The 22,154-nt window shown below is 60.9% G+C and carries 21 protein-coding genes and 1 pseudogene; 9 read left to right on the top strand and 13 right to left on the bottom strand.

Going from position 1 to position 22,154, the window contains the following annotated elements; all coding sequences use genetic code 11:
• The first annotated feature begins 120 nt into the window (after nt 1-120).
• From AC4FS3_RS21685 to AC4FS3_RS21670, 4 genes are read left to right on the top strand one after another with little or no spacing between them, the layout of a single operon-like run.
• Nucleotides 121-1,143, top strand: coding sequence for an ABC transporter substrate-binding protein (locus AC4FS3_RS21685; protein WP_491022267.1), 1,023 nt, complete (start codon nt 121-123; stop codon nt 1,141-1,143).
• A gap of 21 nt (nt 1,144-1,164) precedes the next feature.
• Entirely contained in the window at nt 1,165-2,154 is a 990-nt protein-coding gene (locus tag AC4FS3_RS21680) for an ABC transporter permease (RefSeq protein WP_491022266.1), read from the top strand.
• A complete protein-coding gene (locus tag AC4FS3_RS21675; protein ID WP_491022265.1) occupies nt 2,154-2,921 on the top strand; it encodes an ABC transporter ATP-binding protein in 768 nt (255 codons plus the stop codon). The genes AC4FS3_RS21680 and AC4FS3_RS21675 overlap by 1 nt, the downstream gene beginning before the upstream one ends.
• Nucleotides 2,914-3,216, top strand: coding sequence for a hypothetical protein (locus tag AC4FS3_RS21670; RefSeq protein WP_491022264.1), 303 nt, complete (start codon nt 2,914-2,916; stop codon nt 3,214-3,216). The genes AC4FS3_RS21675 and AC4FS3_RS21670 overlap by 8 nt, the downstream gene beginning before the upstream one ends.
• An 823-nt stretch (nt 3,217-4,039) precedes the next feature.
• On the opposite strand, the gene AC4FS3_RS21665 is transcribed toward AC4FS3_RS21670, so the two are convergent.
• Nucleotides 4,040-4,978: a GlxA family transcriptional regulator gene (locus tag AC4FS3_RS21665; RefSeq protein ID WP_491022263.1), complete on the bottom strand. Its 939-nt coding sequence runs from the start codon at nt 4,976-4,978 to the stop codon at nt 4,040-4,042.
• A gap of 121 nt (nt 4,979-5,099) precedes the next feature.
• Here AC4FS3_RS21665 and AC4FS3_RS21660 point away from each other — a divergent pair, with 121 nt between their 5' ends.
• Nucleotides 5,100-5,894: an SDR family NAD(P)-dependent oxidoreductase gene (locus AC4FS3_RS21660; protein WP_491022262.1), complete on the top strand. Its 795-nt coding sequence runs from the start codon at nt 5,100-5,102 to the stop codon at nt 5,892-5,894.
• 932 nt (nt 5,895-6,826) lie between these two features.
• Here AC4FS3_RS21660 and AC4FS3_RS21655 read toward each other — a convergent pair.
• The 10 genes from AC4FS3_RS21655 to AC4FS3_RS21610 form a co-directional block, all read right to left on the bottom strand.
• Entirely contained in the window at nt 6,827-7,696 is an 870-nt protein-coding gene (locus AC4FS3_RS21655) for an aldolase (RefSeq protein WP_491022261.1), read from the bottom strand.
• A 45-nt stretch (nt 7,697-7,741) separates the two neighbouring features.
• Entirely contained in the window at nt 7,742-8,794 is a 1,053-nt protein-coding gene (locus AC4FS3_RS21650) for a tartrate dehydrogenase (RefSeq protein WP_491022260.1), read from the bottom strand.
• The gene (locus AC4FS3_RS21645) at nt 8,781-10,244 is read right to left on the bottom strand and encodes an NAD-dependent succinate-semialdehyde dehydrogenase (RefSeq protein ID WP_491022259.1); all 1,464 of its coding nucleotides are present in this window, start codon (nt 10,242-10,244) and stop codon (nt 8,781-8,783) included. The genes AC4FS3_RS21650 and AC4FS3_RS21645 overlap by 14 nt, the downstream gene beginning before the upstream one ends.
• Complete coding sequence (locus AC4FS3_RS21640) at nt 10,241-11,185, bottom strand: carbohydrate kinase family protein (protein WP_491022258.1); 945 nt, start codon at nt 11,183-11,185, stop codon at nt 10,241-10,243. Before AC4FS3_RS21640 ends, AC4FS3_RS21645 begins: the two co-directional genes overlap by 4 nt.
• Before the next feature lie 4 nt (nt 11,186-11,189).
• Nucleotides 11,190-12,203 carry a zinc-dependent alcohol dehydrogenase family protein gene (locus AC4FS3_RS21635; RefSeq protein WP_491022257.1) on the bottom strand — a complete coding sequence of 338 codons (1,014 nt, stop codon included), beginning with the start codon at nt 12,201-12,203 and terminating at the stop codon, nt 11,190-11,192.
• A gap of 52 nt (nt 12,204-12,255) precedes the next feature.
• A complete protein-coding gene (locus tag AC4FS3_RS21630; RefSeq protein ID WP_491022256.1) occupies nt 12,256-13,305 on the bottom strand; it encodes an ABC transporter ATP-binding protein in 1,050 nt (349 codons plus the stop codon).
• A gap of 53 nt (nt 13,306-13,358) precedes the next feature.
• Nucleotides 13,359-14,171 carry a carbohydrate ABC transporter permease gene (locus tag AC4FS3_RS21625; RefSeq protein ID WP_491022255.1) on the bottom strand — a complete coding sequence of 271 codons (813 nt, stop codon included), beginning with the start codon at nt 14,169-14,171 and terminating at the stop codon, nt 13,359-13,361.
• Entirely contained in the window at nt 14,171-15,037 is an 867-nt protein-coding gene (locus tag AC4FS3_RS21620; RefSeq protein WP_491022254.1) for a carbohydrate ABC transporter permease, read from the bottom strand. Before AC4FS3_RS21620 ends, AC4FS3_RS21625 begins: the two co-directional genes overlap by 1 nt.
• Nucleotides 15,038-15,120: 83 nt before the next feature.
• A complete protein-coding gene (locus AC4FS3_RS21615) occupies nt 15,121-16,416 on the bottom strand; it encodes an ABC transporter substrate-binding protein (RefSeq protein ID WP_491022253.1) in 1,296 nt (431 codons plus the stop codon).
• A 155-nt stretch (nt 16,417-16,571) separates the two neighbouring features.
• Nucleotides 16,572-17,357: a DeoR/GlpR family DNA-binding transcription regulator gene (locus AC4FS3_RS21610; RefSeq protein WP_491022252.1), complete on the bottom strand. Its 786-nt coding sequence runs from the start codon at nt 17,355-17,357 to the stop codon at nt 16,572-16,574.
• 113 nt (nt 17,358-17,470) lie between these two features.
• Here AC4FS3_RS21610 and AC4FS3_RS21605 point away from each other — a divergent pair, with 113 nt between their 5' ends.
• Nucleotides 17,471-18,196 carry an SDR family oxidoreductase gene (locus AC4FS3_RS21605; RefSeq protein ID WP_491022251.1) on the top strand — a complete coding sequence of 242 codons (726 nt, stop codon included), beginning with the start codon at nt 17,471-17,473 and terminating at the stop codon, nt 18,194-18,196.
• Nucleotides 18,197-18,246: 50 nt separating this feature from the next.
• Here AC4FS3_RS21605 and AC4FS3_RS21600 read toward each other — a convergent pair whose 3' ends face one another.
• Nucleotides 18,247-19,272, bottom strand: coding sequence for an L-idonate 5-dehydrogenase (locus AC4FS3_RS21600; RefSeq protein WP_491022250.1), 1,026 nt, complete (start codon nt 19,270-19,272; stop codon nt 18,247-18,249).
• Between the two features lie 241 nt (nt 19,273-19,513).
• A pseudogene (locus AC4FS3_RS21595) lies at nt 19,514-20,192 on the bottom strand (IS5 family transposase); the annotation flags it as partial.
• 432 nt (nt 20,193-20,624) lie between these two features.
• On the opposite strand from AC4FS3_RS21595, the gene AC4FS3_RS21590 reads away from it, so the two are divergent.
• The 3 genes from AC4FS3_RS21590 to AC4FS3_RS21580 all read left to right on the top strand — a co-directional run bounded on the left by AC4FS3_RS21590 (nt 20,625) and on the right by AC4FS3_RS21580 (nt 22,141).
• On the top strand, nt 20,625-21,182 hold the full coding sequence (locus AC4FS3_RS21590; protein ID WP_491022249.1) for a DJ-1/PfpI family protein: 558 nt from the start codon (nt 20,625-20,627) through the stop codon (nt 21,180-21,182).
• Nucleotides 21,183-21,207: 25 nt separating this feature from the next.
• The gene (locus AC4FS3_RS21585; RefSeq protein WP_491022248.1) at nt 21,208-21,570 is read left to right on the top strand and encodes a ribbon-helix-helix domain-containing protein; all 363 of its coding nucleotides are present in this window, start codon (nt 21,208-21,210) and stop codon (nt 21,568-21,570) included.
• A 103-nt stretch (nt 21,571-21,673) separates the two neighbouring features.
• Nucleotides 21,674-22,141, top strand: a complete 468-nt coding sequence (locus AC4FS3_RS21580; protein ID WP_491022247.1) for a Fic/DOC family N-terminal domain-containing protein — start codon at nt 21,674-21,676, stop codon at nt 22,139-22,141.
• Nucleotides 22,142-22,154: the final 13 nt, after the last annotated feature.

Raw genomic sequence — 22,154 nt, 5'->3', positions numbered from 1 at the left:
CTGTGCCAGCCGGAGGGTGGTCTTCGAAATCCTGTTCCCCCGGCCCTGATCTATCCTCTGACCTGATCCATTACGGCTCCCGGTTACCCCTTCCCTTCTTAACAAAAGCGAACCCGCATTATGACAGCATCCCTTCGAAACGGCCTTTCGCGCCGGACCCTTCTGACAACCGGCGCGGCTGCGGCGGGCCTTGGCGCGGCCGGCCTTTCGACCGGGATCAGCACACGCCGCGCTATGGCCGGCAACCTGACCAAAATCAAACTTGAATGGACCGAAGTGGCCGCCTGCCACGCCCCGGTCGGGTTCGCGCTGGAAAAGGGCATTTTCGAGAAACACGGGCTGGATGTGGAACTGTTCTACCAGGGCGCCAGCGGCCAGACCCTGATCCAGGCCCTTGCCACCCGCAAGGCCGAGGCCGGGCCGGGTCTGCTTTATGACTGGCTGAAACCGATCGAGCAGGGCTTTGACGTCAAACTTTTCGCCGGGTCGCATGGCGGCTGCCAGAGCATCCTGACACCGCAGGACAGCGGCATCAGAACGCTGGAGGATCTGCGGGGCAAAACCATCGGCACCTTTGATGTGATGTCGCCCTCGCGCGTGGCATTTTCGGTCGCGCTGAAGAAAGCCGGGCTTGACCCCGATCAGGATGTGACCTGGAAGGTCTTCCCCTTCGATCTGGTGGCCGAGGCCGTGCTGCGCGGCGAGGCGGATGCGCTGGCCCATATGGATCCCTGGGCTTACGGCTGGGAAAAGGAACATAAATTCCACCGCGTCGCCGATACCCAGACGCTCAGTTTCCAGGATCGGGTCTGCTGCGTGCTGGGTGTGAACGGGGATTATTACGAGACCAACAAAGACGCGCTGAAACGCGTCGCCGCCGCCAATCTCGAGGTGCACCAATATACCGCCGCCCATCCCGACGAGGTCGCGCAATGGTATTTCGACACTTTGCGCCCCGGCATGTCGGTCGAGACCCTGACCGAGGTTCTGGCCTCTTTCACCTATCATGAGCACTGGTTCGGCGACAAACTGCGCGATGAGGTCAGACGCGGTTATGAGGATCTGAAGCTGACCGGCGTGGCCGATGCCTCGACCGATCCGGAAGAGATCGCCAGCCGCATCACCATCGACATTTTCGCCTGACCCCTGACTGGACGACCCGGAATGAGCGATCTGCCTGAAATCGGGCGGGGGGTTTACGCCTCCGCCACCCGCCTGCCCCTGCCCATCTGGCGCGACGGCCTGCTGGCCGCGCTGGCCTGGGGTTCGGTCTCGGTGGCGACACTGATCCTGCCTGATGTCATCCAATGGGGGGCGACCGGCACCTTCGCCGCGCTCACGGGCACGGTCGCCGCGATCTTCCTCGCGCTGGCCTTCACCGTGCCGCCCGGGCAAAGCAGCACCCTGACGCATTACGGCCCCTGGTTTATCGTGCTGGGCCTGTGGCTTTTGCTGTGGGAGGTGATCACCGCAAAGCTCGGCTGGTTGCCTAAGCCGTTCTTTTCACCGCCCCAGGGTCTGTTGCATGTCTATATGACCGACTGGGACCGGCTTTTGATCTGTATCGCCTATACCGGGCGACTTTGGGGGCTGGGCTTTTTCATCGGCATTTCAGCAGGCTTTCTGGCCGGGGTGGGTCTGGGCTGGTCAAAGCGGTTCGCCTATTGGGGGATGCCGGTGCTGAAGCTGATCGGGCCGGTGCCCGCCAGCGCCTGGATCCCATGCGCCTTTTTCATCTTCCCCTCGACCTTTCAGGCCTCGGTGTTTCTGGTGGCGCTGGCCTCGGGGATCCCGGTCGCGATCCTGACTGCATCGGGGATCTCCCAGGTCAACCGCGCTTTCTATGATGTGGCGCGGACCTTGGGCGCGACCAGCCGCTGGCAGGTTACCAAAATTGCCATTCCGGCGGCGCTGCCCAATGTGTTTGTCGGGCTGTTCATGGGGCTTTACTACAGCTTTGCCGTCCTGGTGGTGGCCGAAATGCTGGGCGCGAAATTCGGCCTCGGCTGGTATCTGCAGTTCAACACGGCCTATTCGGCCTATGCCAATGTCTATGCCGCGCTGATCGTCATGGCGCTGATCTGTGCCGGGCTGGTGAAGCTGTTGTTCCTGATCCGGGACCGGCTGCTGGGCTGGCAAAAGGGGATCCTCTGATGTCTGCTGTCACCCCCGTCGGGCTGCGCTTCGACCATGTCTCGCATGGGTATGATATCGGCGGCGCGCTGTTGCCGGTGCTGGAGGATGTATCCCTCGATATCGCGCCCGGCGAATTCGTCGCATTGCTGGGCCCATCCGGCTGCGGCAAGTCGACCCTTCTGCGGCTGGCGGCCGGGCTGGAACTGCCGCGCGCGGGTGAGGCGCTGGCCGGCGGCGTGCCGATCACCGGCCCCGGCCCCGAGCGCATCCTCGTCTTTCAGGAAGCGACCCTTTTCCCCTGGCGCACGGTGCGCCGCAATGTCGAAGCCGGCCCCGAAGCGCGCGGCGAGCTGGCCTCAAAGCAGGCCCGCGTCGATGAGGCGCTGCGTCTCGTCGGCCTTGAGGCTTTCGGCGCGGCCTACCCGCATCAGCTGTCCGGCGGCATGGCGCAGCGCGCCGCGATTGCCCGCGCGCTGGTCAATGACCCGCGCCTCTTGTTGCTGGATGAACCGCTGGGCAAACTTGACAGCCTGACCAGGCTCAATCTGCAAAAGGATCTGATCCGTCTCTGGCAGGATCGCGGATTTACCGCGCTGCTGGTCACGCATGACGTGGAGGAGGCACTGTTGCTTGCCGACCGGGTGGTGCTGTTCTCGCCGCGCCCGGCCCGCATCATCGAGGAACTGCGGGTTGACCGCCCGCATCCCCGCCGCCGCGATGACCCCGTGCTGATTGCGCTGAGAACGCGGCTTCTTGCCAGCCTCGGGGTTCTGGAGGATGTCTGACCGTCTGCGACCGGTCTGGGTGCTGGCTGTCGGAGCCGGACTTATCCTCCTCGCCCTCATGTGGTGGTATGTGATTTTCGGCACCATCGTCAGCGAGGGCTACGGCAAATACAGCCAGGCCGCGCCCTGCCTCTGGGGCACATCGGGCTATACCTGCCAGCTGATGCTGTCGCTTTGCAGCGTTGATTACCTGCTGATCCCGAAAGCCTACCGTCCGGAGCTGTTCCAGACAGGCGTCTTACTGCTGCTGTCCGGCGGGCTTTTTGCGGCGCTGCGGCGCAGCCGACGCATGTAAGATTGACACCCACTTCCGTTTATTAAGCCCAGCCCGGCTTCGGCGCCCCTGTCCTGGCCGAAAGTCCGCCTTGTGCCGCATCGGCGTTTTTGCAGAGGTCAGGCACCAGCCGGACGCTCCCCTTTCCCCGCTGAGCCCATGCCACGCGTTCGATCCCGGCGGTGCCGGGAGCATTGAAGCAGTTGATCAGTGCAACGCGGATCCGGATGTCGGCTGTCTGGCGATCACTGCATCAAAGACCACCCTGGTCAGCGCGGGCGGCTCCGGAAACCTCATGTCAGCCAGGTCAGCCCGTCCTTTGCAATCTGTAAACGCTTCCGGTTCATCGCGGGACAGCCTGCATGTCGCGACGATTTAGTCCCATGTGGTTTGGCAGACCATGGTCCTAAATGCGCCGAACCCAAGAGTATGTGCTTCGATGAACTTGTCGTTGAGCACGCGGGGCTCAGCTGCCGCCTGTGAGATAAGCCTGCGTCTGGCATCTTGCCGGTTCTGTGCGTCTGATATGGGGGCTGGAGCCACTGTTCTGGCCACCGCTGGCCGGTCCTGCTAGCGATATGAATGACTCCGGGCACTCGCGGCAGAAATTTTTCACCCGGGTCGGTCAAGGCGCTCGTTCAGTGTCGATGGCTGCTGCCGCTATTGCCACGCGAAACATGCTGCACTGTGCCAGAAGATCTCCGCATGCCTTTCCGGGGTAGGGGACGCTGGACGTTCGGGCGGTGGAGATTATGGAAATCGCATTGGGGATACTGAGGGTAACAGAGGCGCTGGAGGGGCCGGCAATGAGAGGATGATAAGACATCTCCATTGATGTGCCCATTCATGCCGTTGCCCGCGCATGCCGACGTATAAACTGCGGAGGCTGGCCAAGAACCCGAAGAAAGGCCCGTCGCATACGTTCGCGATCGGCGAAGCCGGTTTCAGAGGCGATTGCGTCAAGGGAATGCCGACCATCTTCTATCATCAGTCTGGCCGCTTCGACGCGAAGGTGCTCGACTGCCTTTGCGGGCGTCTGTGTCGTTTCTGCGCGAAATGCCCTGCTGAATTGACGCGGGCTGAGGCTGGCCGCCTGCGCCAGCTCCTCGACCGAGAGAGTGTCCTTCAGATTTCGTCTGGCATGATCAAGAGCGCGCTGGATTCGATCCGATTTCGGCTCAAGCTCCAGAAGTGTCGAGAATTGCGACTGGCCGCCTGCACGGCGATGGTAGACCACCAGTTTGCGCGCTACTGATCGCGCCGCTTCGACACCATGGTCATTTTCTATCATGGCGAGAGCGAGATCGATGCCAGCGGTCATGCCGGCCGACGTCCAGACCGGACCGTCGGTGATATAAATCCGGTCCTCCTCGACCTTCACGGCCGGGAACCGCGTCTGCAACTCCTTCGCGAAATGCCAATGGGTCGTCGCCCGCCGGCCGTCGAGTATACCCGCTTCTGCCAGTACAAAAGCGCCCGTGCAGGGTGCGGCCATCCTTCTGACCGTCTTCATGGATCGCAGCAGGAATTCGGTGAGCGCGGGCGTGACCGGTTCGATCTCAGTCCCCGCCCCGATGATGACGGTATCGAATGGGAATTTGCCAAAGGCTACGGTCTCGACGCCGAACCCGGCGGAGGATTTTACCAGGCCGCCATTCTCGGAGCGCAACGAGATTCTGTAGGCAGATGTGCCCAGAGCATGATTTGCGATTTCGAATGCGGTGATGACCGCAAAGCTCATGACCTGAAAGCCAGGGAAGACGACGAAGCCGATTGTGTGCATGAGGGATGTGCTCACTGTCTGAAACAGGTGGTTATATGACATTTGAGACATAAATGAAAGAGGCTATACCGTCATCATGTGAAGCTCGCGATCAGTCGCCGCGGATAGTAAGGAGATTACCATGACAACAAGTGACAAGGGCACGGCGGTCGTTACCGGTGCCTCAAGCGGAATCGGCGCGATCTATGCCGACCGCCTGAGCCGTCGCGGCTATAATTTGATCCTGGTGGCGCGCAATCGCGGTCGCCTCGACGCTCTCGCCAGGAATATCGCAGACAATACCGGCCGGTCCGTTGAAATCGTCACTGCGGACCTTCGAAATAAGGCCGACATCTCGCGCGTCGAAGAGCTTTTGCGGACAGATGCCAGTATCACGGCGCTCGTCAACAATGCAGGGATGGGTGCGACCGGCCCGCTTCTGAGCTCCGACATCGACACGATGGAGAAGATGATCGCCTTGAACGTCAATGCACTCACGCGGCTGACCTATGCAGCAGTACCAGGCCTGGTCGCCCGAGGCGGCGGCACAATTATAAACATCGCCTCCATCGTCGCAATCGCGCCAGAATTGCTGAACGGCGTCTATGGCGCGTCCAAGGCTTTCGTGCTGGCCTTCAGTCAGTCACTTCGGCATGAGCTCGAAGACAAAGGTGTCAGGGTCCAGGCGGTTCTGCCAGGTGCGACCGCGACGGATTTCTGGGAACTATCGGGCACTCCGGTCGAACATCTGCCGTCTGAGATCGTCATGACTGCGGAAGCGATGGTCGACGCCGCGCTTGCGGGCTTCGACCAGGGCGAGTTCGCGACCATACCATCGCTGCCTGACGCTTCCGATCTCGCTAACTATGAAGCCGCGCGCCAGAAGCTGATGCCGAACCTGTCACGAAGCGTTCCGGCGGCTCGATACACGTTGTGACGCCTCACACCAACGAGCTGAGCTTCAGTTTTGCTAAGGGATGGCTGGTCTTTTGGTCGGTCGGCGCGTCGCCGCCTGTCTCAAGCCATCCAGGAGAGCCCTATTCGTTTTCGACAGAAAGATACAGACCATGGCTCCAAGGCTGAATGGTAAGGTGGCGTCATCACCGGCGGCGCACATGTCTTCATCATGGGGCGCCGCCAGACCGAACTCAACGCCGCCTGTGAGGCGGTGGGCACGCAACTTACGGCGGTGCAAGGCGACGTTACGAATCTGGGCGACTTGGACCGCCCCTATTCGATCGTCAAGGCCGACAAGGGAGCGCACGGGACACCGACATGAAATGGTCGCTGTCGAGAAGTTGCACCGAAGCATTGGAATTATCCCGGCATAAGGCGAGCGCCCCGGCGGGCAGAAAAGTGAATCGTTCTTCCCACAGATCGCCAGAAGTGGCGGCTGGCGGCTTCTGAAATTGTCATGGCGCTTTGATAAGGCGCGACGCGGGCTTTGTCGCTGCCCCCCATAGACATATTGCCACCGGGTGAACCCAATCCCCGGCATGTCCGGCGCGACCAGATGACCCCGGTCGGCAAAAAATGGCAGCGGATCGCGAAAAACAAGCGAGGAGGAAGGGATGCGGTGCACCAGCAGGGCCGCAGGCGAGATCTGGTCTCGCGCTTCCAGTTAGAAAACGCCTGCCTCGCCTGCCGCAGTCGGCTTAAGGAACGGGGTGATAGTGCATGTGATAATAGTTCCTCCAGCTTACCGGGTCAGAATAGAGCCAGGGCGCGACCGCTGCGCCCCGCCTTTGCGCGCGGGCTCAGGAAGGCTCTGGCGCCCAGTGGGTTGAAACCACAGAAGACTCCCCGATTGCCGCAGAACGCGGCAGCCACATATCTGGCTGCGGCTGCCGCATAAGTGCCGTGTTAGGCTCAGCCTGCCGCGAGACTGTCGACCAGACCCGAGAGGCGTTTCATCCGCTCAAGCGCGTCGCTGCGCAGAGCCGCTTCCATATCGGGCTGGCCGATCACGCCGCGCCAGACTGCGCGCCCGGCGAGAAAGCCGCTTGCCCCGCCTTTGCAGGCCCATTCCACGGCCTTTGGGAAATGATCGGGGTCAACGCCGGACGACAGAACAACCCAGGGCGATGCGATCATCGAGGTCAGCTTCTCGCAACGGCTGCGGATCTCTGCCTCAGTGCCATTGCCATGCAGCGGCACCTCGGCCTTATAGATGTCCGCGCCGCGCGCGCCCAGTTCGCGGGCCGCAAGATAGACACCTTCTTCCAGGTCGCAGGGCTGGCCGTCACGGCGCTTGCGCGAAACCGGCTCGATCAGGCTGACGACACCGGCAGCGCGGCATTTCTCGATAAAGCGGTCGGTCATCCGGATCCGGGCTTCGGCAGATTCGTCAGGCCGGTAGATAATCAAAAGCTTCAGCGCTGCTGCCCCCTGATCACGCATGATCCTGGCGTCGATCGTCTCATCGATGACGGATTCGCCAACAAGTTCATCGCCGATTGCGGTGAACTGATCCGCAGCCGCGATCAGCGCACATCCGGGCGCGACTGCAGCCTCGGCAACGGCACGGTCCCATGCGAAGGGCTTATCGATCAGCACTGCCGAGGCCTCGGCGGTCAGGGCCCGCAGGGCGGCGATCTTGAAATCGGAGATTTGCTGATCGGTGATCGGCCCGGGCAGCTTTTCGGCAAACATCGCCCGCATCGACTCGCGCTGGTCGATGGCAAGCATGGCAAAGGCTCCCGAGGGCCGGGCGAGGTCAGCAATAGCAGGATTAGTCATTGGATACTCCATTGGCCGCAGACAAAGGCGTCTGCGGTGCTTTGGTCAGGAAATCTCGGCGAGAACGGCTGCCGTAATTTCAGTGGTGCTGGCGGTTCCGCCCATATCGGACGGGCGCAGCGTGCCGCTGGCGGTGACCCGCGCCATGGCGTCAAGAATGGATTGTGCCTCGGCAGCATTGCCAAGGTGGTCGAGCATAAGCGCCGCCGACCAGATTGCCGCCAGCGGATTGGCGATCCCCCTGCCTGCTATATCGGGGGCAGAGCCATGCACCGGCTCGAACATCGACGGCACGCCACCGGCGGGGTTGATATTTGCCGAAGCGGCAAAGCCCAACCCCCCCTGGATCGCGGCGCCAAGATCGGTGAGGATATCGCCGAACAGGTTCGAGGCGACGACAACATCCAGCGTTTCCGGCTGCATGACGAAGCGCGCGGCAATCGCGTCGATATGGTAGCGCGTTACCGTCACATCGGGATAATCGGCGGCAACCTCCTCGGTCACCTCATCCCAGAAGACCATCGAGAACTTCTGGGCATTCGACTTGGTGACCGAAGCCAGCCGGCCCGAGCGGCTGCGCGCCATGTCAAAGCCGTAGCGCAGGATCCGCTCGACTCCGCGCCTTGTGAAGACCGAAGTTTCAACGGCCACTTCGGCGGGTGTCCCTACATGGACACGGCCACCTGCGCCACTGTATTCGCCCTCGGTATTCTCCCGGATGCAGAGGATATCGAAATCGCTCTTGCGCAACGGCCCCTCCACGCCAGGCAGCAAACGATGCGGGCGGGCATTGACATAAAGGTCAAAGGCCTTGCGGATCGGCAGCAAAAGCCCGTGCAAAGACACGGAATCTGGCACTTTTTGCGGCCAGCCAACCGCCCCCAGAAAGATGGAATCATGGCCCCGCAGCTGCTCGATCCCGTCTTCGGGCATCATGCGGCCGGTCGCGAGCCAGGTTTCACAGGACCAGTCATAGCGGGTGAAGGCCAGTTGGTCCGCACTGCCGCGCATGGCTTTCTCCAGCACCTCGACAGCGGCATCAGTGACTTCGGTGCCGATGCCGTCGCCGGGGATCAGCGCGATCTTATGGTGCTTCATGGGTCAGTCCGCCGATGCAGGTATATTTGATGCTCAGATAGTCGAGGATGCCGTATTTTGACCCTTCCGAGCCGATCCCGGATTCCTTGACGCCGCCGAAGGGCGCGACCTCGCTGGTCACGATCCCCTCATTGACTCCGACAATGCCGTATTCCAGCGCCGCGCTGACGCGGAAGCCGCGTCCCAGATCACGGGTGTAGAAATAGCACGCAAGGCCGAACTCGGTACCATTGGCGAGGGCAATCACCTCTGCCTCGGTCTCGAAGCGGAAGACCGGCGCGATCGGGCCAAAGATCTCTTCACGCGCAAAGCGCATGTCGGCATGTGCCTCGCGGATCACGGTGGGCTGGAAGAACGAATGCCCGAGGGGATGGCGCGCGCCGCCGGTGACCACGGTTCCGCCTTTTGCACAGGCATCGGCGATCATTGCCTCGACCCGTTCGACGGCTTTGGTATCGATCAGCGGCCCTTGGGTGACGCCTGCGCTGAGCCCGCTGCCGACCGCCAGCTTTTCGGTTGCCGCCGCCAGCTTTGCAACAAACTGATCGTAAACGCCGGACTGAACATAGAAGCGGTTGGTGCAGACGCAGGTCTGACCGGCATTGCGGAATTTCGCAGCAATCGCACCTTCAACCGCCGCATCGATATTGGCATCGTCAAAGACGATGAATGGGGCATTGCCGCCCAGCTCCATCGAGACTTTTTTGACCGTCTCAGCCGATTGCCGCATCAGCACCTTGCCGACTTCGGTCGAGCCGGTGAACGAGATCTTGCGCACCAGCGGGTTGGAGGTCAGCTCGCCGCCGATCTCGCCTGCGCTGCCGGTCACGATGTTCAGGACGCCGGGCGGAAAGCCCGCCCGTTCCGTCAGAACACCCCAGGCCAGCGCCGAATAAGGGGTTTGCGATGCCGGTTTGACCACCACCGTGCAACCTGCGGCCAGCGCCGGCCCGATCTTGCGCGCCAACATCGAGGAGGGGAAATTCCACGGCGTAATCGCCGCGACCACGCCGACCGGCTCGCGTGTGACAAGGATGCGACGGCCGGGCCAGGGCGAGGGAATGACATCGCCGTAAACCCGGCGCGCTTCCTCGGCAAACCACAGGATATAGGCCGCGCCGATGGCGATTTCGCCCTTTGCCTCGGCCAGCGGCTTGCCCTGTTCCAGCGTCAGCAGTTCTGCCAGCGCATCCTGATGGGCGATAACCTCATCATGAAGACGACGCAGCAACCGGGCGCGATGGTCTGCCGTAGTGGCGCGCCAGGCGGGAAAGGCTGCCGATGCGGCCTCGATCGCGCGCCGGGTCTCGGCTGCACCGGCGCGCGGCACCGTTCCCAGAACCGCGCCGTCGGCCGGGTTTTCAACTGTCAATGTGCCGCCGGGCAGACCGTCGATCCATGCGCCGTTGATCAGGATCGCGTCCCGTTTAAAATCTGTCCAGCCTGTCATGCGGAAGTCCCGTTTTCGGCACCGCTGCCACCTGGGAAGCGAGCGAGGTGAAGAAGCGTTTCGGCGCGGTCCGGCGCCGTTGCGCGGCCGCCGATCCCCCGGCAGCACAAAGCGGCATAAGTGCCGGCAAAGCGAAGCGCCGCATCGGTTGCGAGCCCTTCAAGCCATGCCGCGATATAGGCGCCATGAAAATTGTCACCGGCGCCGGTGGTGTCGATGATGGCGACGCCGCGATAGGCGGGCTCGGACCAGAAGCGCAGCCCGTCAAAGGCAATGCTGCCATGTTCGGCGCGGGTGATGCAGACAAAGCCTGGCCCCATCGCATGATAGCGGCGGCAGGCCTCTTCCATCGTGATCTCATCGCCCAGTTGCTTCCGGACCGATTGCTCGTCAGGCGTATAGATATCGACAAAGGGCAGAATCTTTTCGATATCCGCCAGAGCCATATTGCCGCCGTCGAGCGAGACAGGGACCGTATGCGCCTGCGCCGCCCTTGCGACTTTTAGGGCCAGAACCGGGTTATTGCCATCAAGATGCACGATCCGGGCCTGGGCGATCCGGTCATAATCGATGCTGTCGGTCTCAAGGCGCTGTGTGCAGCCGCCATAAACCGTCATGCTGCGCTTGCCAGAGGAACGCTCGATCAGAACCGAGCTTATGGTAGAGCTGCCCGGCACCCGCTGAACGCCCGAAACGTCAATGCCATAGCGTGTAAACTCATCAATCATCAGCTGCCCGAAGGCATCCTGGCCAACGGCGGCCACCACCCCCACCCGCAGGCCCAGCCGGGCCATGGCGGTTGCGGCAGTCGAGGCCGGGCCGCCCCCCGCAAGGGTGACTGCCTCGGCTGGAATGCGTTCATCGCTGCGGGGCGGGCGTTCCACCGACATCAGAATGTCGAAAGCCGAGCTTCCGAAACAGAGACAGTCGAAAATCTTCATGGTTTCAACCATTTGGCTTGATGCAGATCTTAAGCCCCTCGCCACGATGGGCCGCGTCAAAGGCCTCTTCGATACGCTCAAGCGGGAAGCGATGGGTGACGATGTCCTTCAGCCGCAGCTGCGCCAGCACCTGCATCACCCGGTGATGGGTAAAAGGATTGCGGATTGAGCCGACAATGGTGATCTCGCGCGCGAAAATGCGGTTCGGCTCAATCGGCGCGGTCTTGCCGGGCGCAGCGACGCCGAAGAACAGAACGCGGCCGCCGTGGCAGACCAGGTCGATCGCCTGGGCCGCTGTCTCAGGGCGTCCCGCTGCCTCGATCACCACATCAGCACCCAGGCCGTCAGTGCGCGCATTGATAATCGCGGCCAGATCCTCGTTCAGGGGATCGATGACATCGGGATAGCCAAAGGCGCGGATCTGGTCGCGGCGGCTGGCATTGGGTTCAGAGATGATGATGCGGCTTGCGCCCCGCAGCTCGGCCAGACGGGCGAGGATCAGCCCCGCCGCCCCACCGCCGAGGATGACAACCAGATCACCCATCTCGATCTGAACCCGGTCGATGCCGTGCATGCAGCAGCCGGTAATCTCGCCAAGTGCCGCTTCTTCTGCGCTGATGCCCGCAGGGACCTGATAGACGGTATCCATACGCACGGTGGCATATTGTTCGAAGCCACCATTAAGGTTGATCCCCCAGGCCAGCCGGTCGAGGCAAAGATGCGGCTTGCCCTGGCGGCAGGGTTTGCAGCACCCGCAATAGACATGCGGCTCCACCGATACGAGATCGCCTGGCTTGCAATTGGTGACCGAGGCCCCGACCCGTTCGACATATCCCGCGAATTCATGGCCCAGAACAACCGGAGGCTTCGCCCAGAATTTGCCTTCCAGAATATGCTGGTCGGTTCCGCAGATCGTCGCGGAATCGATCCGGATCAGCACCTCATCCGCTTTGGGCTCCTGGATCGGCAGCTCCGTCAGCCGGAGTTGCGCGCTGCCATCAAACACCGCTGCTTTCATCATATCCCTCCGCCGGTCTCTGACCGGGCTAAAATTCAGGGGTTAATCGGGTTCAGATCCGCTTGCCGCTGTCGTCAAAGCCCAGGGCTTGGCCCGGGGTGAAGGCAAGCTTCAGCTGATCGCCAGGTGCGGGGATAAAGTCGCCCGGCATCCGTGCCACGATGGGCTTGCCGGCAACCGAGACGGTCAGAAGCGTATCGGAGCCCAGGGGTTCCACGACATCGACAGTGGCCGGAATGCCGTCCTCGCCGCCGAGCGAAATATGTTCAGGGCGAATGCCGCATTCGCCGGCGCCGGTGATGCCCTGGCCAGCAAGGCGCAGCGGCACGCTATTGCCGGTCGCGAGAATGGCGCGGTCGCCCTCGATCTGCGCCGGCAGGAAGTTCATCGCCGGCGAGCCGATGAAGCTTGCAACGAAGCGGGTTTGCGGCTCGTGGTAGAGCTGTTGCGGCGTGCCAATCTGTTCGACCTCACCGCCGCGCAGAACGACGATGCGGTCCGCCATGGTCATTGCCTCGACCTGATCATGGGTCACATAGATCATGGTGGCCTTCAAGCGCTGATGCAGCCGCTTGATTTCGGTGCGCACCTCTACCCGCAGCTTCGCATCAAGATTGGACAGCGGCTCATCAAACAGGAAGACCGCGGGCTCGCGCACGATGGCGCGGCCCATGGCAACACGTTGGCGCTGGCCGCCCGAGAGGGCGCGGGGCTTGCGCTTGAGCAAATGGGCAATCTGCAAAGTCTCAGCCGCCGCGGCGACACGGCGCGCGATCTCGCTTTTCTCGGTGCCGCGCATGCGCAGCCCGAAGGACATATTCTGCTCGATGGTCATATGCGGGTAGAGCGCATAGTCCTGAAACACCATCGCAATATTGCGGTCGCGTGCCGGCACGTCGTTGACCACACGCCCGGCGATGTCGATCTGCCCCGACTGGAAGGATTCAAGCCCTGCAATCATCCGCAAAAGCGTGGATTTTCCGCAGCCCGAGGGCCCGACAAAGACCATGAACTCGCCTTCGTTGATCTCAAACGACAGGTCACGGATGATAGGGATCGCACCGTAGGATTTCGCAACATTGCGGACGGAGACGGAATTCATGGATTTGCCCTCTTTCTGGCAGATCGTGGATGTGGCGGATCAGGTTCTGAGGGTCAGCCTTTGACGGCTCCGAAAGACAGACCCGCGACAAGCCAGCGTTGAACGATGAAGGTCAGGACCAGCGGCGGAAGCGCGATTACCGTCGCAGCGGCCATCAGGGCGCCCCAGTTCGTGGTGCCTTCACCAATGAAATTGAAGGATGCGACAATTGCCGTCTTGGTCTCAAAGCCCGAAAGCGCCAGGGCAAACAGGAAGTAGTTCCATGAGAAGACGAAGCTCATGATTGTCGCAACGACGATGCCGGGATAGATCATCGGGATCACCAGCCGGATCAGGATGCCGATCTGGCCACAGCCGTCGATCTGGCCGCTTTCCACCACTTCGCGGGGCATCCCGTCGAAATAGGGCAGCAGGATCCACAGCGCCAGCGGCATGGTGATCACGGCATGGGCAAGGATCAGGGCGGTAAAGCTTCCGGCCAGCCCGACATTTGAGAACATCAGGAACCAAGGCAGCAGAAACAGCGTGCCGGGTGCCATGCGCGCGAAAAGGCTGATGGTTGCGGGCCAGATCATCCGGTGCCAGGAAATGGCGAAAGCAGCAGGGATCGCAAGCAAAAGCCCCAGCAGGGTAGAGCCACCGGCCACAACAAAGGAATTCCAGGTGTTTTCAAGGAAATTCGTGCGTCCGAAAAGCTCGCTGTAATTTTGCAGCGTCGGCTCGAAGAACAGCTTTGGCGGATAGGCCGTGACCTCAAGCGGTGACTTGAAGCTCGACAGGGCCATCCACAGGATCGGGAAGAGAAAAATCAGCGATCCTAGCGCGAAAGCGAAACGGATCAGCAGGTTGCGTGTGATCTGCGCCATTACCAGGAGACCTTTTTGCGAAGGCTTGCGAAGAACAGAACCGTTCCGAGGACCAGTACCGCAAGCGAGATCATCAGAGCCGCCGCATAGCCGATATCCATGAAGTCGAAGCCGAGTTTATAGGCGTAGATATTCAGGGTGGTTGTCGAGTTTCCAGGGCCGCCCTGGGTGGTGATATAGATCACGTCGAAGAACCGCAGCAGATCGACACTGCGCAGCACGGCAGCGGTCAGCAGGGTCGGCCCCAACAGGGGCAGAGTGATATGCCAGAGCCTGCGCAGGCCGGTGGCCCCGTCGATCTCGGCGGCTTCATAGACGCGAGAGGGCAGTGACTGCAGGCCTCCCAGTACGATCAGGGCAACAAAGGGTGTCCATTGCCAGGTATCGATCAGGGCAACCACCAGCAACGACCATTGCGGCGAGGCGAGCCAGAGGAAGGGCGGCAGGCCAAGGCTCTGCAGCACCCAGTTTGCGGCGCCGAGGCCGGGATCAAGCACAACAATCGCCACCATGCCGACCACCACAGGCGGAACCATGAAGGGCGAGAGAATGGCGGTGCGGACCAGCCCGCGCACCACATCGAAACGATGCAACAGCAGGGCGAGGCAGGTTCCGAGCACCAGCTGCAGGCACAGTGCGGCGCCAAACAGCACGAAGGTGATGCGCAGGGCGCTGTAGAAGACCGGATCGGAAGCCAGGCGCTGGTAATTGCCGAGGCTGATGCCCTGTGCGGATCCGCCGCCCAGGCTGAGGTGAATGGCGTAGCCAAGCGGGAACAGCACCATCCCGATCGTCAGGATGACTGCCGGTATCATCATCCAGCGCAATGACAGGGCTTTCTGGCCCTGAAGAGGATTGTCAGACACGAGTATGGTCCGTTCTGGGCGAATATGGAGAGGAAGGTGGCCCGGCCAGCCCGGCCGGGCCCGTTGCTCGGGCAGAGCCAGGATTACTCCTGAAGTGCCTGCAGCTGTTCGGTGACGGCGCAAGCCGCAGTTTCGGCGTCATTCTGATCGAGCATGATTTCCTGAACCACCATGCTGAGGATATCGCGCGCCTCGGGGGTGCGGGTCAGTGAGGGGGTCTGGTACTGCGACGAGCCGGTCTCGGCGATCTCGATCACGGCCTTTGCCCATTCGCCACGCGGCCGGTTCTCGCCGATCCAGGCGGCAAAGCTTTCATCCTCAAAGACTGCGGCACGCGGCGGTGCGATGCCTTCGTTGGCGAGGATGGTCTGCATCTCGGGGCTGGTGACCCATTGCAGGAAGTACCAGCTCAGATCCTTGCGGCCGGAGAATTCCGAGATGGATACGCCCCAGTTGATCGCAATCGGCTTCGAAATGCCCGTTTCGCGGCTTTTCGGCAGCACGGTGATCCCAATATCCTCGATCCGCTCCGGGCGTTTCAGAACATTGATCATATCGCCCGAGGATTCATTGGCCATCGCGACACGGCCCTGGGCCAGCAGATCAATCACCTGGATATAGGTGTGGTTGGTGGCGCCTGGCGGTCCGAAGTCACGCAGCAGCTCGCCATAGAGCTGCAGCCCTTTGATGGTGCCGGGCAGGCAGAGTGTCGCCTTACCATCGGCATCCTGGAAGTCGCCCCCGAGGTTATAGATGAAGCCACCCAGCGAATAGCCGACGGTGCCGCGCATCCCGCGCGCCGCCCAGGGATAGATGTCGCTGTCACAGGCTTTGATCTTCGCCGCGATTTCCGGCAGATCCTCGATATATTCCGGCTTGTCGATGCCGCACTTTTCGAAAATGTCGCGGCGCCAGTAGAACAACGGACCTTCGACATTGATCGGCACGCTGGTGATCTTGCCATCAAAAGCCGATCCCGCACGCAGACCTGCGCTGATGCCCTCATAGTCATAGTCCGGGCTGGTCTTGCTGTCATCGCTGATCATCGCGGTCAGATCGGCGTACCAGCCATTCGCGGTGTAAAGCGCACCCTCACGCGAGGGCAGCGTCATGAAGACATCGATATCACTGGATTTCGCCTGCAACATGGTGTTCAGGCGCGCGCGATATTGCTCTTCGCTGAAGACCTCGGTGCGCAGTGTGATGCCGGTCTTTTCGGTGAATTTCCCGAGATGCGGCTGCAGGGCCTGGGTCCAGGCGGTGTTGTTCAGCAGGATATTGATGGTCTCGCCATCATGCGCCCGCCAGTCGAAATCATTCGCCATCGCCGGCGCGGTCGCAATCAGCGCCGCCGCCACTGTGGTAATAAAGCTTTTCATGTGCCCTCCCTGACACCGTGATGTCGCATTCAGCCTCTGACACGACCATCGCCCGGCCTCCCCTGGGCCGAATCTGCTGATGGTCACGCTTAGGTTGACGGCTCTTAGCTAGCGAGTCTGATCATATGGTGTCAAGTTTTGATCGCTTTTGGTCATTAAATTTGTGAACTGCGCGTCGGGATCCGCAACTGCACCCCGAACTGACCAAGATTCGCGGCGACTTCACCGTCAACAGCGCCATCGGTCAGGAAGTAATCTACGTCGCGCAGATGAGCCGCACGCACAATTCCGGGCATGCCGAATTTCGAGCTGTCCGCGACCAGAACCGTGCTGCGGGCATTGGCCATCATCGCCTCGACCGGCGCCACGAGATCATCATCATATTCGAGCAGCCAGCCATCCATCGTGATGCCACGGGTGCCAATTACAGCGTAATCCAGTGAAAACTGTGATATATAGCTCGCTGTATCCGCCCCGATCAGGGATCCGCTGGCTGTGCGCAACCAGCCGCCAACGAGATGAACGCGGAAGCCCTCTTTCTCGTAAAACGTCATCGCGGCGTGAAGGCTGTTCGTCACCACAGTGAGGCTGCTTCTTGTCAGCAGCGCCCGTGCCACAAATTCCATCGTCGATCCGCCTGCAAGGAAGAGCGAGGCGCCATCAGGGATGACATCTGTGATCAGACTCGCAGCCGCCGCCTTTTCGCTGACATGGCTTGCGCTTCGGATTGCATGGCTGGGAGCCGTCTCTGCAACACTCTCGGGCCTGGTTGCTCCCCCATGGTACCTGGATATTTTTCCTAACTCACTCAGTCTGTTAAGGTCTCTCCGAATGGTCTGCGTCGATGTCTGGCAGGCCTCGGCCATCTCATCGATGGAGACGAACTCGCTCCCGGCCACCATTGTGAGAATAACCGCATGCCGCTCCTGGCTTCGCATCATACACGCGACCTCTTGTAATATTTTGTCCTTTTTTGTAAGATACCATTGCTGTTAGACGATGGCAAACACCTGTTGTGCATCGCAGGGATGCCCTGGGAAAATGGAGGGGGCGGATGGAATTCGCGGGAAAGAGGGTGCTGGTGACAGGCGCCGGCAAAGGGATCGGGCGCGAGACCGCAAGACTGATGGCCGAAGGCGGTGCAACTGTGATCGCCATGAGCCGGACCGCGGCCGATCTGGATTCGCTTGCCGGGGAAATTGGCTGTGAGGTGCTTGCGGTCGACATGTCCGACGAAACCGCACTGCGCGCGGCGGTCAGATCGGCCCTGCCGATTGATCTGGTCGCGAACTGCGCCGGCACGACGGCGCTGGATTCTCTTGCGGATCTGAAGACCGGGACCTTTTCGCAACTGATGCAGGTCAATGCCATCGCCCCGATGATCGTGGTGCAGGAGGTCAGCGCTGATCTGATCGCGCGCGGACGGCCCGGGGCCATCGTCAACGTCTCCAGCATGGCGGCGCTGGTTGGGATCCCGTTGCAAAGTGCCTATTGCGCGTCGAAGGCTGCCCTCGATGCACTGACCCGCGTCATGGCGATTGAGCTCGGGCCGCATAATATCCGCGTCAATGGCATCAACCCGACGGTCACGCTGACTGCGATGGCCGCTCAGGCCTGGAGCGATCCCGTCAAACGTGCTGCGCGGCTCTCACGGATTCCGCTCGGGCGTTTTGCCGAGCCGCACGAAGTCGCTGATCTGATCGCCTATCTGCTGAGTGACCGTGCCTCAATGGTGCATGGGGTTGCGCTCCCGATTGATGGCGGTTTTCGGGCAATCTAGTTCCACCAGGATACTCTGCCCCGCGCGTTGCGCGAGGCAGAGTTTCTGCTTCAGGACAGATCGATCAGCACCTTTGATGCGCTGCTGCGATTGCCTGCCGCGTGGAACGCGTCGAGGTATTCTTCAATGCCGAAGCGGTGGGTAATAAGCTGAGCGAAGAGATCCTTATTCTCTGTCAGCATTACCAATGCATGATCGAACTCGCCATCGAATCGCCAGCACCCCAGATAATCAATTTCCCGGCTGACAATAAGCGAAAGCGGTGCCGCAACCGGCCCGGGCGCAAATATACCTACCTGCGCCAGAATACCGCCTCGTTTTGTATGCTGAATTGCGGAGGCAATTCCGGCCACAACTCCGGTTGCCTCGAATACAATATCGAATTCTTCTGCCGGCAATTCTCCTGAGGCATTCCAAACTTCGGTTGCACCAAGATTTTTTGCCATGCCAAGCGGGAACTCATTCAGATCAGTCGCAACGATTCTGCCGGCGCCCTTAATTTTAAGCGCCGCGACCAGAAGCGCCCCGATCGGCCCTGACCCCTGTACCAGCACAGCCTTATCCTGCACATTTCTCACCCGGGCAATGGCATGGAGGGCAACGGCAAGTGGTTCGGTCAATGACGCAATATCTAGTGGCAGATCCGCCGAAATCACCCGAATCTGGTCCGCTCGCAGGGTCAGAAAATGGCGAAATCCGCCGTCACAATGTGGGTTGCGGGCCGCAGAACCGAGAAACTGAACATTGGAGCAAAGCTGCCGTCGGCCGGACCTGCAGCCCTCGCAGTTGCCACAGGGGCGCGCCGGATAAACTGCGACAGGATCCCCTTCTGAAATTCCGTGAACATCGGCACCAATTTCGACAACCCGAGCCGACAATTCGTGCCCTAGCACCATTGGATTGCGAACGATAGAGGCCCCAACGCCACCATCGCGGTAGAAATGCAGGTCAGATCCGCATATCCCACCCCATGCCATTTGAACCCGAACTTCAGATGGCTGAATCTCGCCCAGCTCAGCATCGTCAAGGCGTAGATCTTTTGCGGCGTGAATGGTGACAGCCCGGTCCCGAAGCATTTCTTTCTCCCAGAAAAATGCGGAAATTGGTATGAACCCTGCGTGTTGCGACCCACTGCCAGGCGCAGAGATTGGTTCATGCGCCACGCCTATCAGAGCGAATGATATATTAAAACTGGTGATTTATTAATCTCAATGAGAAAGGCGTTTTTGCAAAAGTCTTTCATAATCCTGACGGACATTGATGACGTGACACGCCCGGCGGCATGGATGTGCCAAAGTGGTGTTGGTCATGTTGAAAATGGCGGAGCCAGAGGCTGATACGGTCGACGTCGACGAAGCCGACGAAACTGTCTGCGATCTTGTCGTAGCGGGTTGTCAGCCGGCGGCTGTTCTTCAGTTTGTTGAAGCAGGGCTCGACCATGTTGCATAGCGTTTAGATGTTAATGTCGATGACCTTGCGAAACTTGCGGCACTTGCGCATCGGTATCATTGTCAGGGGGTTGCGGCTCTCGATGTCTTCCCGAATTTTATCAGAGACGTAGCAGCTGTCGGCGACCAGAACTGCTGCCTGCGGCAGGTTGTCGGCCATCACCAGATCATAGCCGATGTAATCGGAATTCTGCCCAGGCGCGCTCCCGGTCCTCATCAGGAGCCGGGCACCGTTGACGAAGGACGGTGGATCCTGGTCGTGAAACCACCTCTCGATCGGCCAGGAGTTTCTTATCAGCAGTCCCCCTTTTGCGCCCCGCCGCATGACGATGGGCGCAGATCACGGTGCTGTCGACCATCTGCAGCCTATCGGGCGCAACCCCGGCGTTATTCAGGGCGACCAGATCGTTCTACCAAATCCCTGCCAGGGTCCAGCGATGAAACTGGTGGTAAGCCGAGAACCACTTGCAGAATTCCTCCCGAAGATCCCACCATGGCGCGCCCCTTCGCACGATCCAGAAAATCCCATCCAGAACAATGCGATGATCCACCTCGGATAGCAGGTTACTTGCCAATCTCGTTCCCCGCGCAGAGGTCAGCCTGACTCATAAGTCAGTGAATACCCGAGATGTTGACGGCGGGCGTCGACCGACGCCGGCCACGCTGAGATCAAGAGGATAGATCGTAAACGAGAGAAGATCCTCAACCTCTGCCTCAAGAATGCCCTGTCGGTGAACATGATGAAGGAGCGCAGCAAGAAGCTCGGAACCCGCAAGAGGGACCTCGAACGCGTGCTGGCGGAAACGGATGCGCCCCCTCCCCTGCTGCACCCGAACATGGCGCTGACTACCGCGCGCAGGTCGAGGAACTCTACCCGCGCCGCCGCATCTGTGGCGGGGCGGCTGTAGTATTCCGTTAACACCCGCACTGCCGCCCCCTGCCCTATCCTTTTTGCACCGCGAGCCAAGGGAGGATGCGAGATGGCGAAGATTCTGATGATCACCGGCGATTTCACTGAAGACTACGAAACCATGGTCCCGTTCCAGACACTGCTGGCCTGCGGCCACAGCGTGGATGCCGTCTGCCCCGGCAAGAAGGCGGGCGAAACAGTCAAGACCGCGATCCATGATTTCGAGGGCGACCAGACCTATTCCGAAAAGCCGGGCCATAATTTCGCGCTGAACGCCAATTTCGACGCGGTGGATGCTGCCAGCTATGATGCGCTGGTCGTGCCCGGTGGCCGGGCGCCGGAATATCTGCGGCTGAACCCCGAGGTGCTGGCCAGGGTCCGCCACTTCTTCGACGCCGGGAAACCCGTCGCGGCAATCTGCCACGGTGCGCAGCTGCTGGCCGCCGCCGGGGTTCTCAAGGGCCGCACCTGCTCGGCCTATCCGGCCTGCGCCTATGAGGTCACCGCCTCGGGTGGCACTTTCGCCGATATCGCGGTGACAGAGGCCGTGACCGATGGCAATCTGGTGACAGCGCCGGCCTGGCCCGCGCATCCCGCCTGGCTCAAGCAGTTCATGGCGATCCTCTGACAGCAACGGGAAGGGAGGCCCCGCGATGTGCGAACTCTTCATCAAGGCCGATGCCGAACAATGGCAAAGTCGCACTCATTCGCTGCGCATCGACGGGGTCGCCACCTCGATCCGGATCGAGAACCATTTTTGGGACACCCTGACCGAGATCGGTGCGCGCGACGGGATGACCGTCGCGCAACTGATCACCCGGCTCTGGCACGAGGCGATGGACGCCGATCATGACCTCGGCAATTTCACCTCGTTCCTGCGGGTTTGCTGCAACCGCTATCATGCGCTGATCGCGGCGGGCGACATTTCCGCCAATCTGTCTGTTCCCATAGCCACCCATCCCGCACCTGAGATCCTGGCCCGCGAAACCGCCCGCAGGAACCTGCGGGTGAACTGAGGGCGCGATCTCGCGACTTGCAAAAGCCACATTGTGTCGATAATATTGGAATATATCGACATTATTCCCATACCTGTCGATAGCATCGACACATCAACTTCACATGTCGACCAAAGCTCAGGTGATCGACATGACCTTCCGCCCAGACCGCCCTTTCAACGACCTCCCGGCGCTTCCGCCGAAGCAGGACATCGAAACCAAGGCAGTTCTGAAGGCCTGTATCGAGGCGCGCGCGGCATTGGCGGAACTCCGGGTGTCCGGCCAGATCATCCCCAATCAGGCCGTGCTCATCAACTCGATCCCGCTGCTTGAAGCCCAAGCGAGTTCGGAGATCGAGAATATCGTCACGACGACCGACCGCCTCTTCCGCTTTGCCAATGACGTCGGCGGCCAGGCCGACCCTGCGACCAGGGAGGCGCTGCGCTACCGCACGGCCCTGCACCCGGGGTACGGCATGCTGGAGCAGCGCCCGCTCTCGACGGCCATCGCGGGCGAGGGAGACCTCGACCGCATCCCGGACTACAAGATCACAAAGGTTGACGACCTGCTCCCATGGCGCCGGAACGGATAGCGGTCAGGCCGGA

The organism is Pseudogemmobacter sp. TB195, from assembly GCF_058313095.1.
The sequence above is the reverse complement of the archived record's forward strand: the minus strand, read 5'-3'. Positions and strand labels throughout refer to the sequence as shown.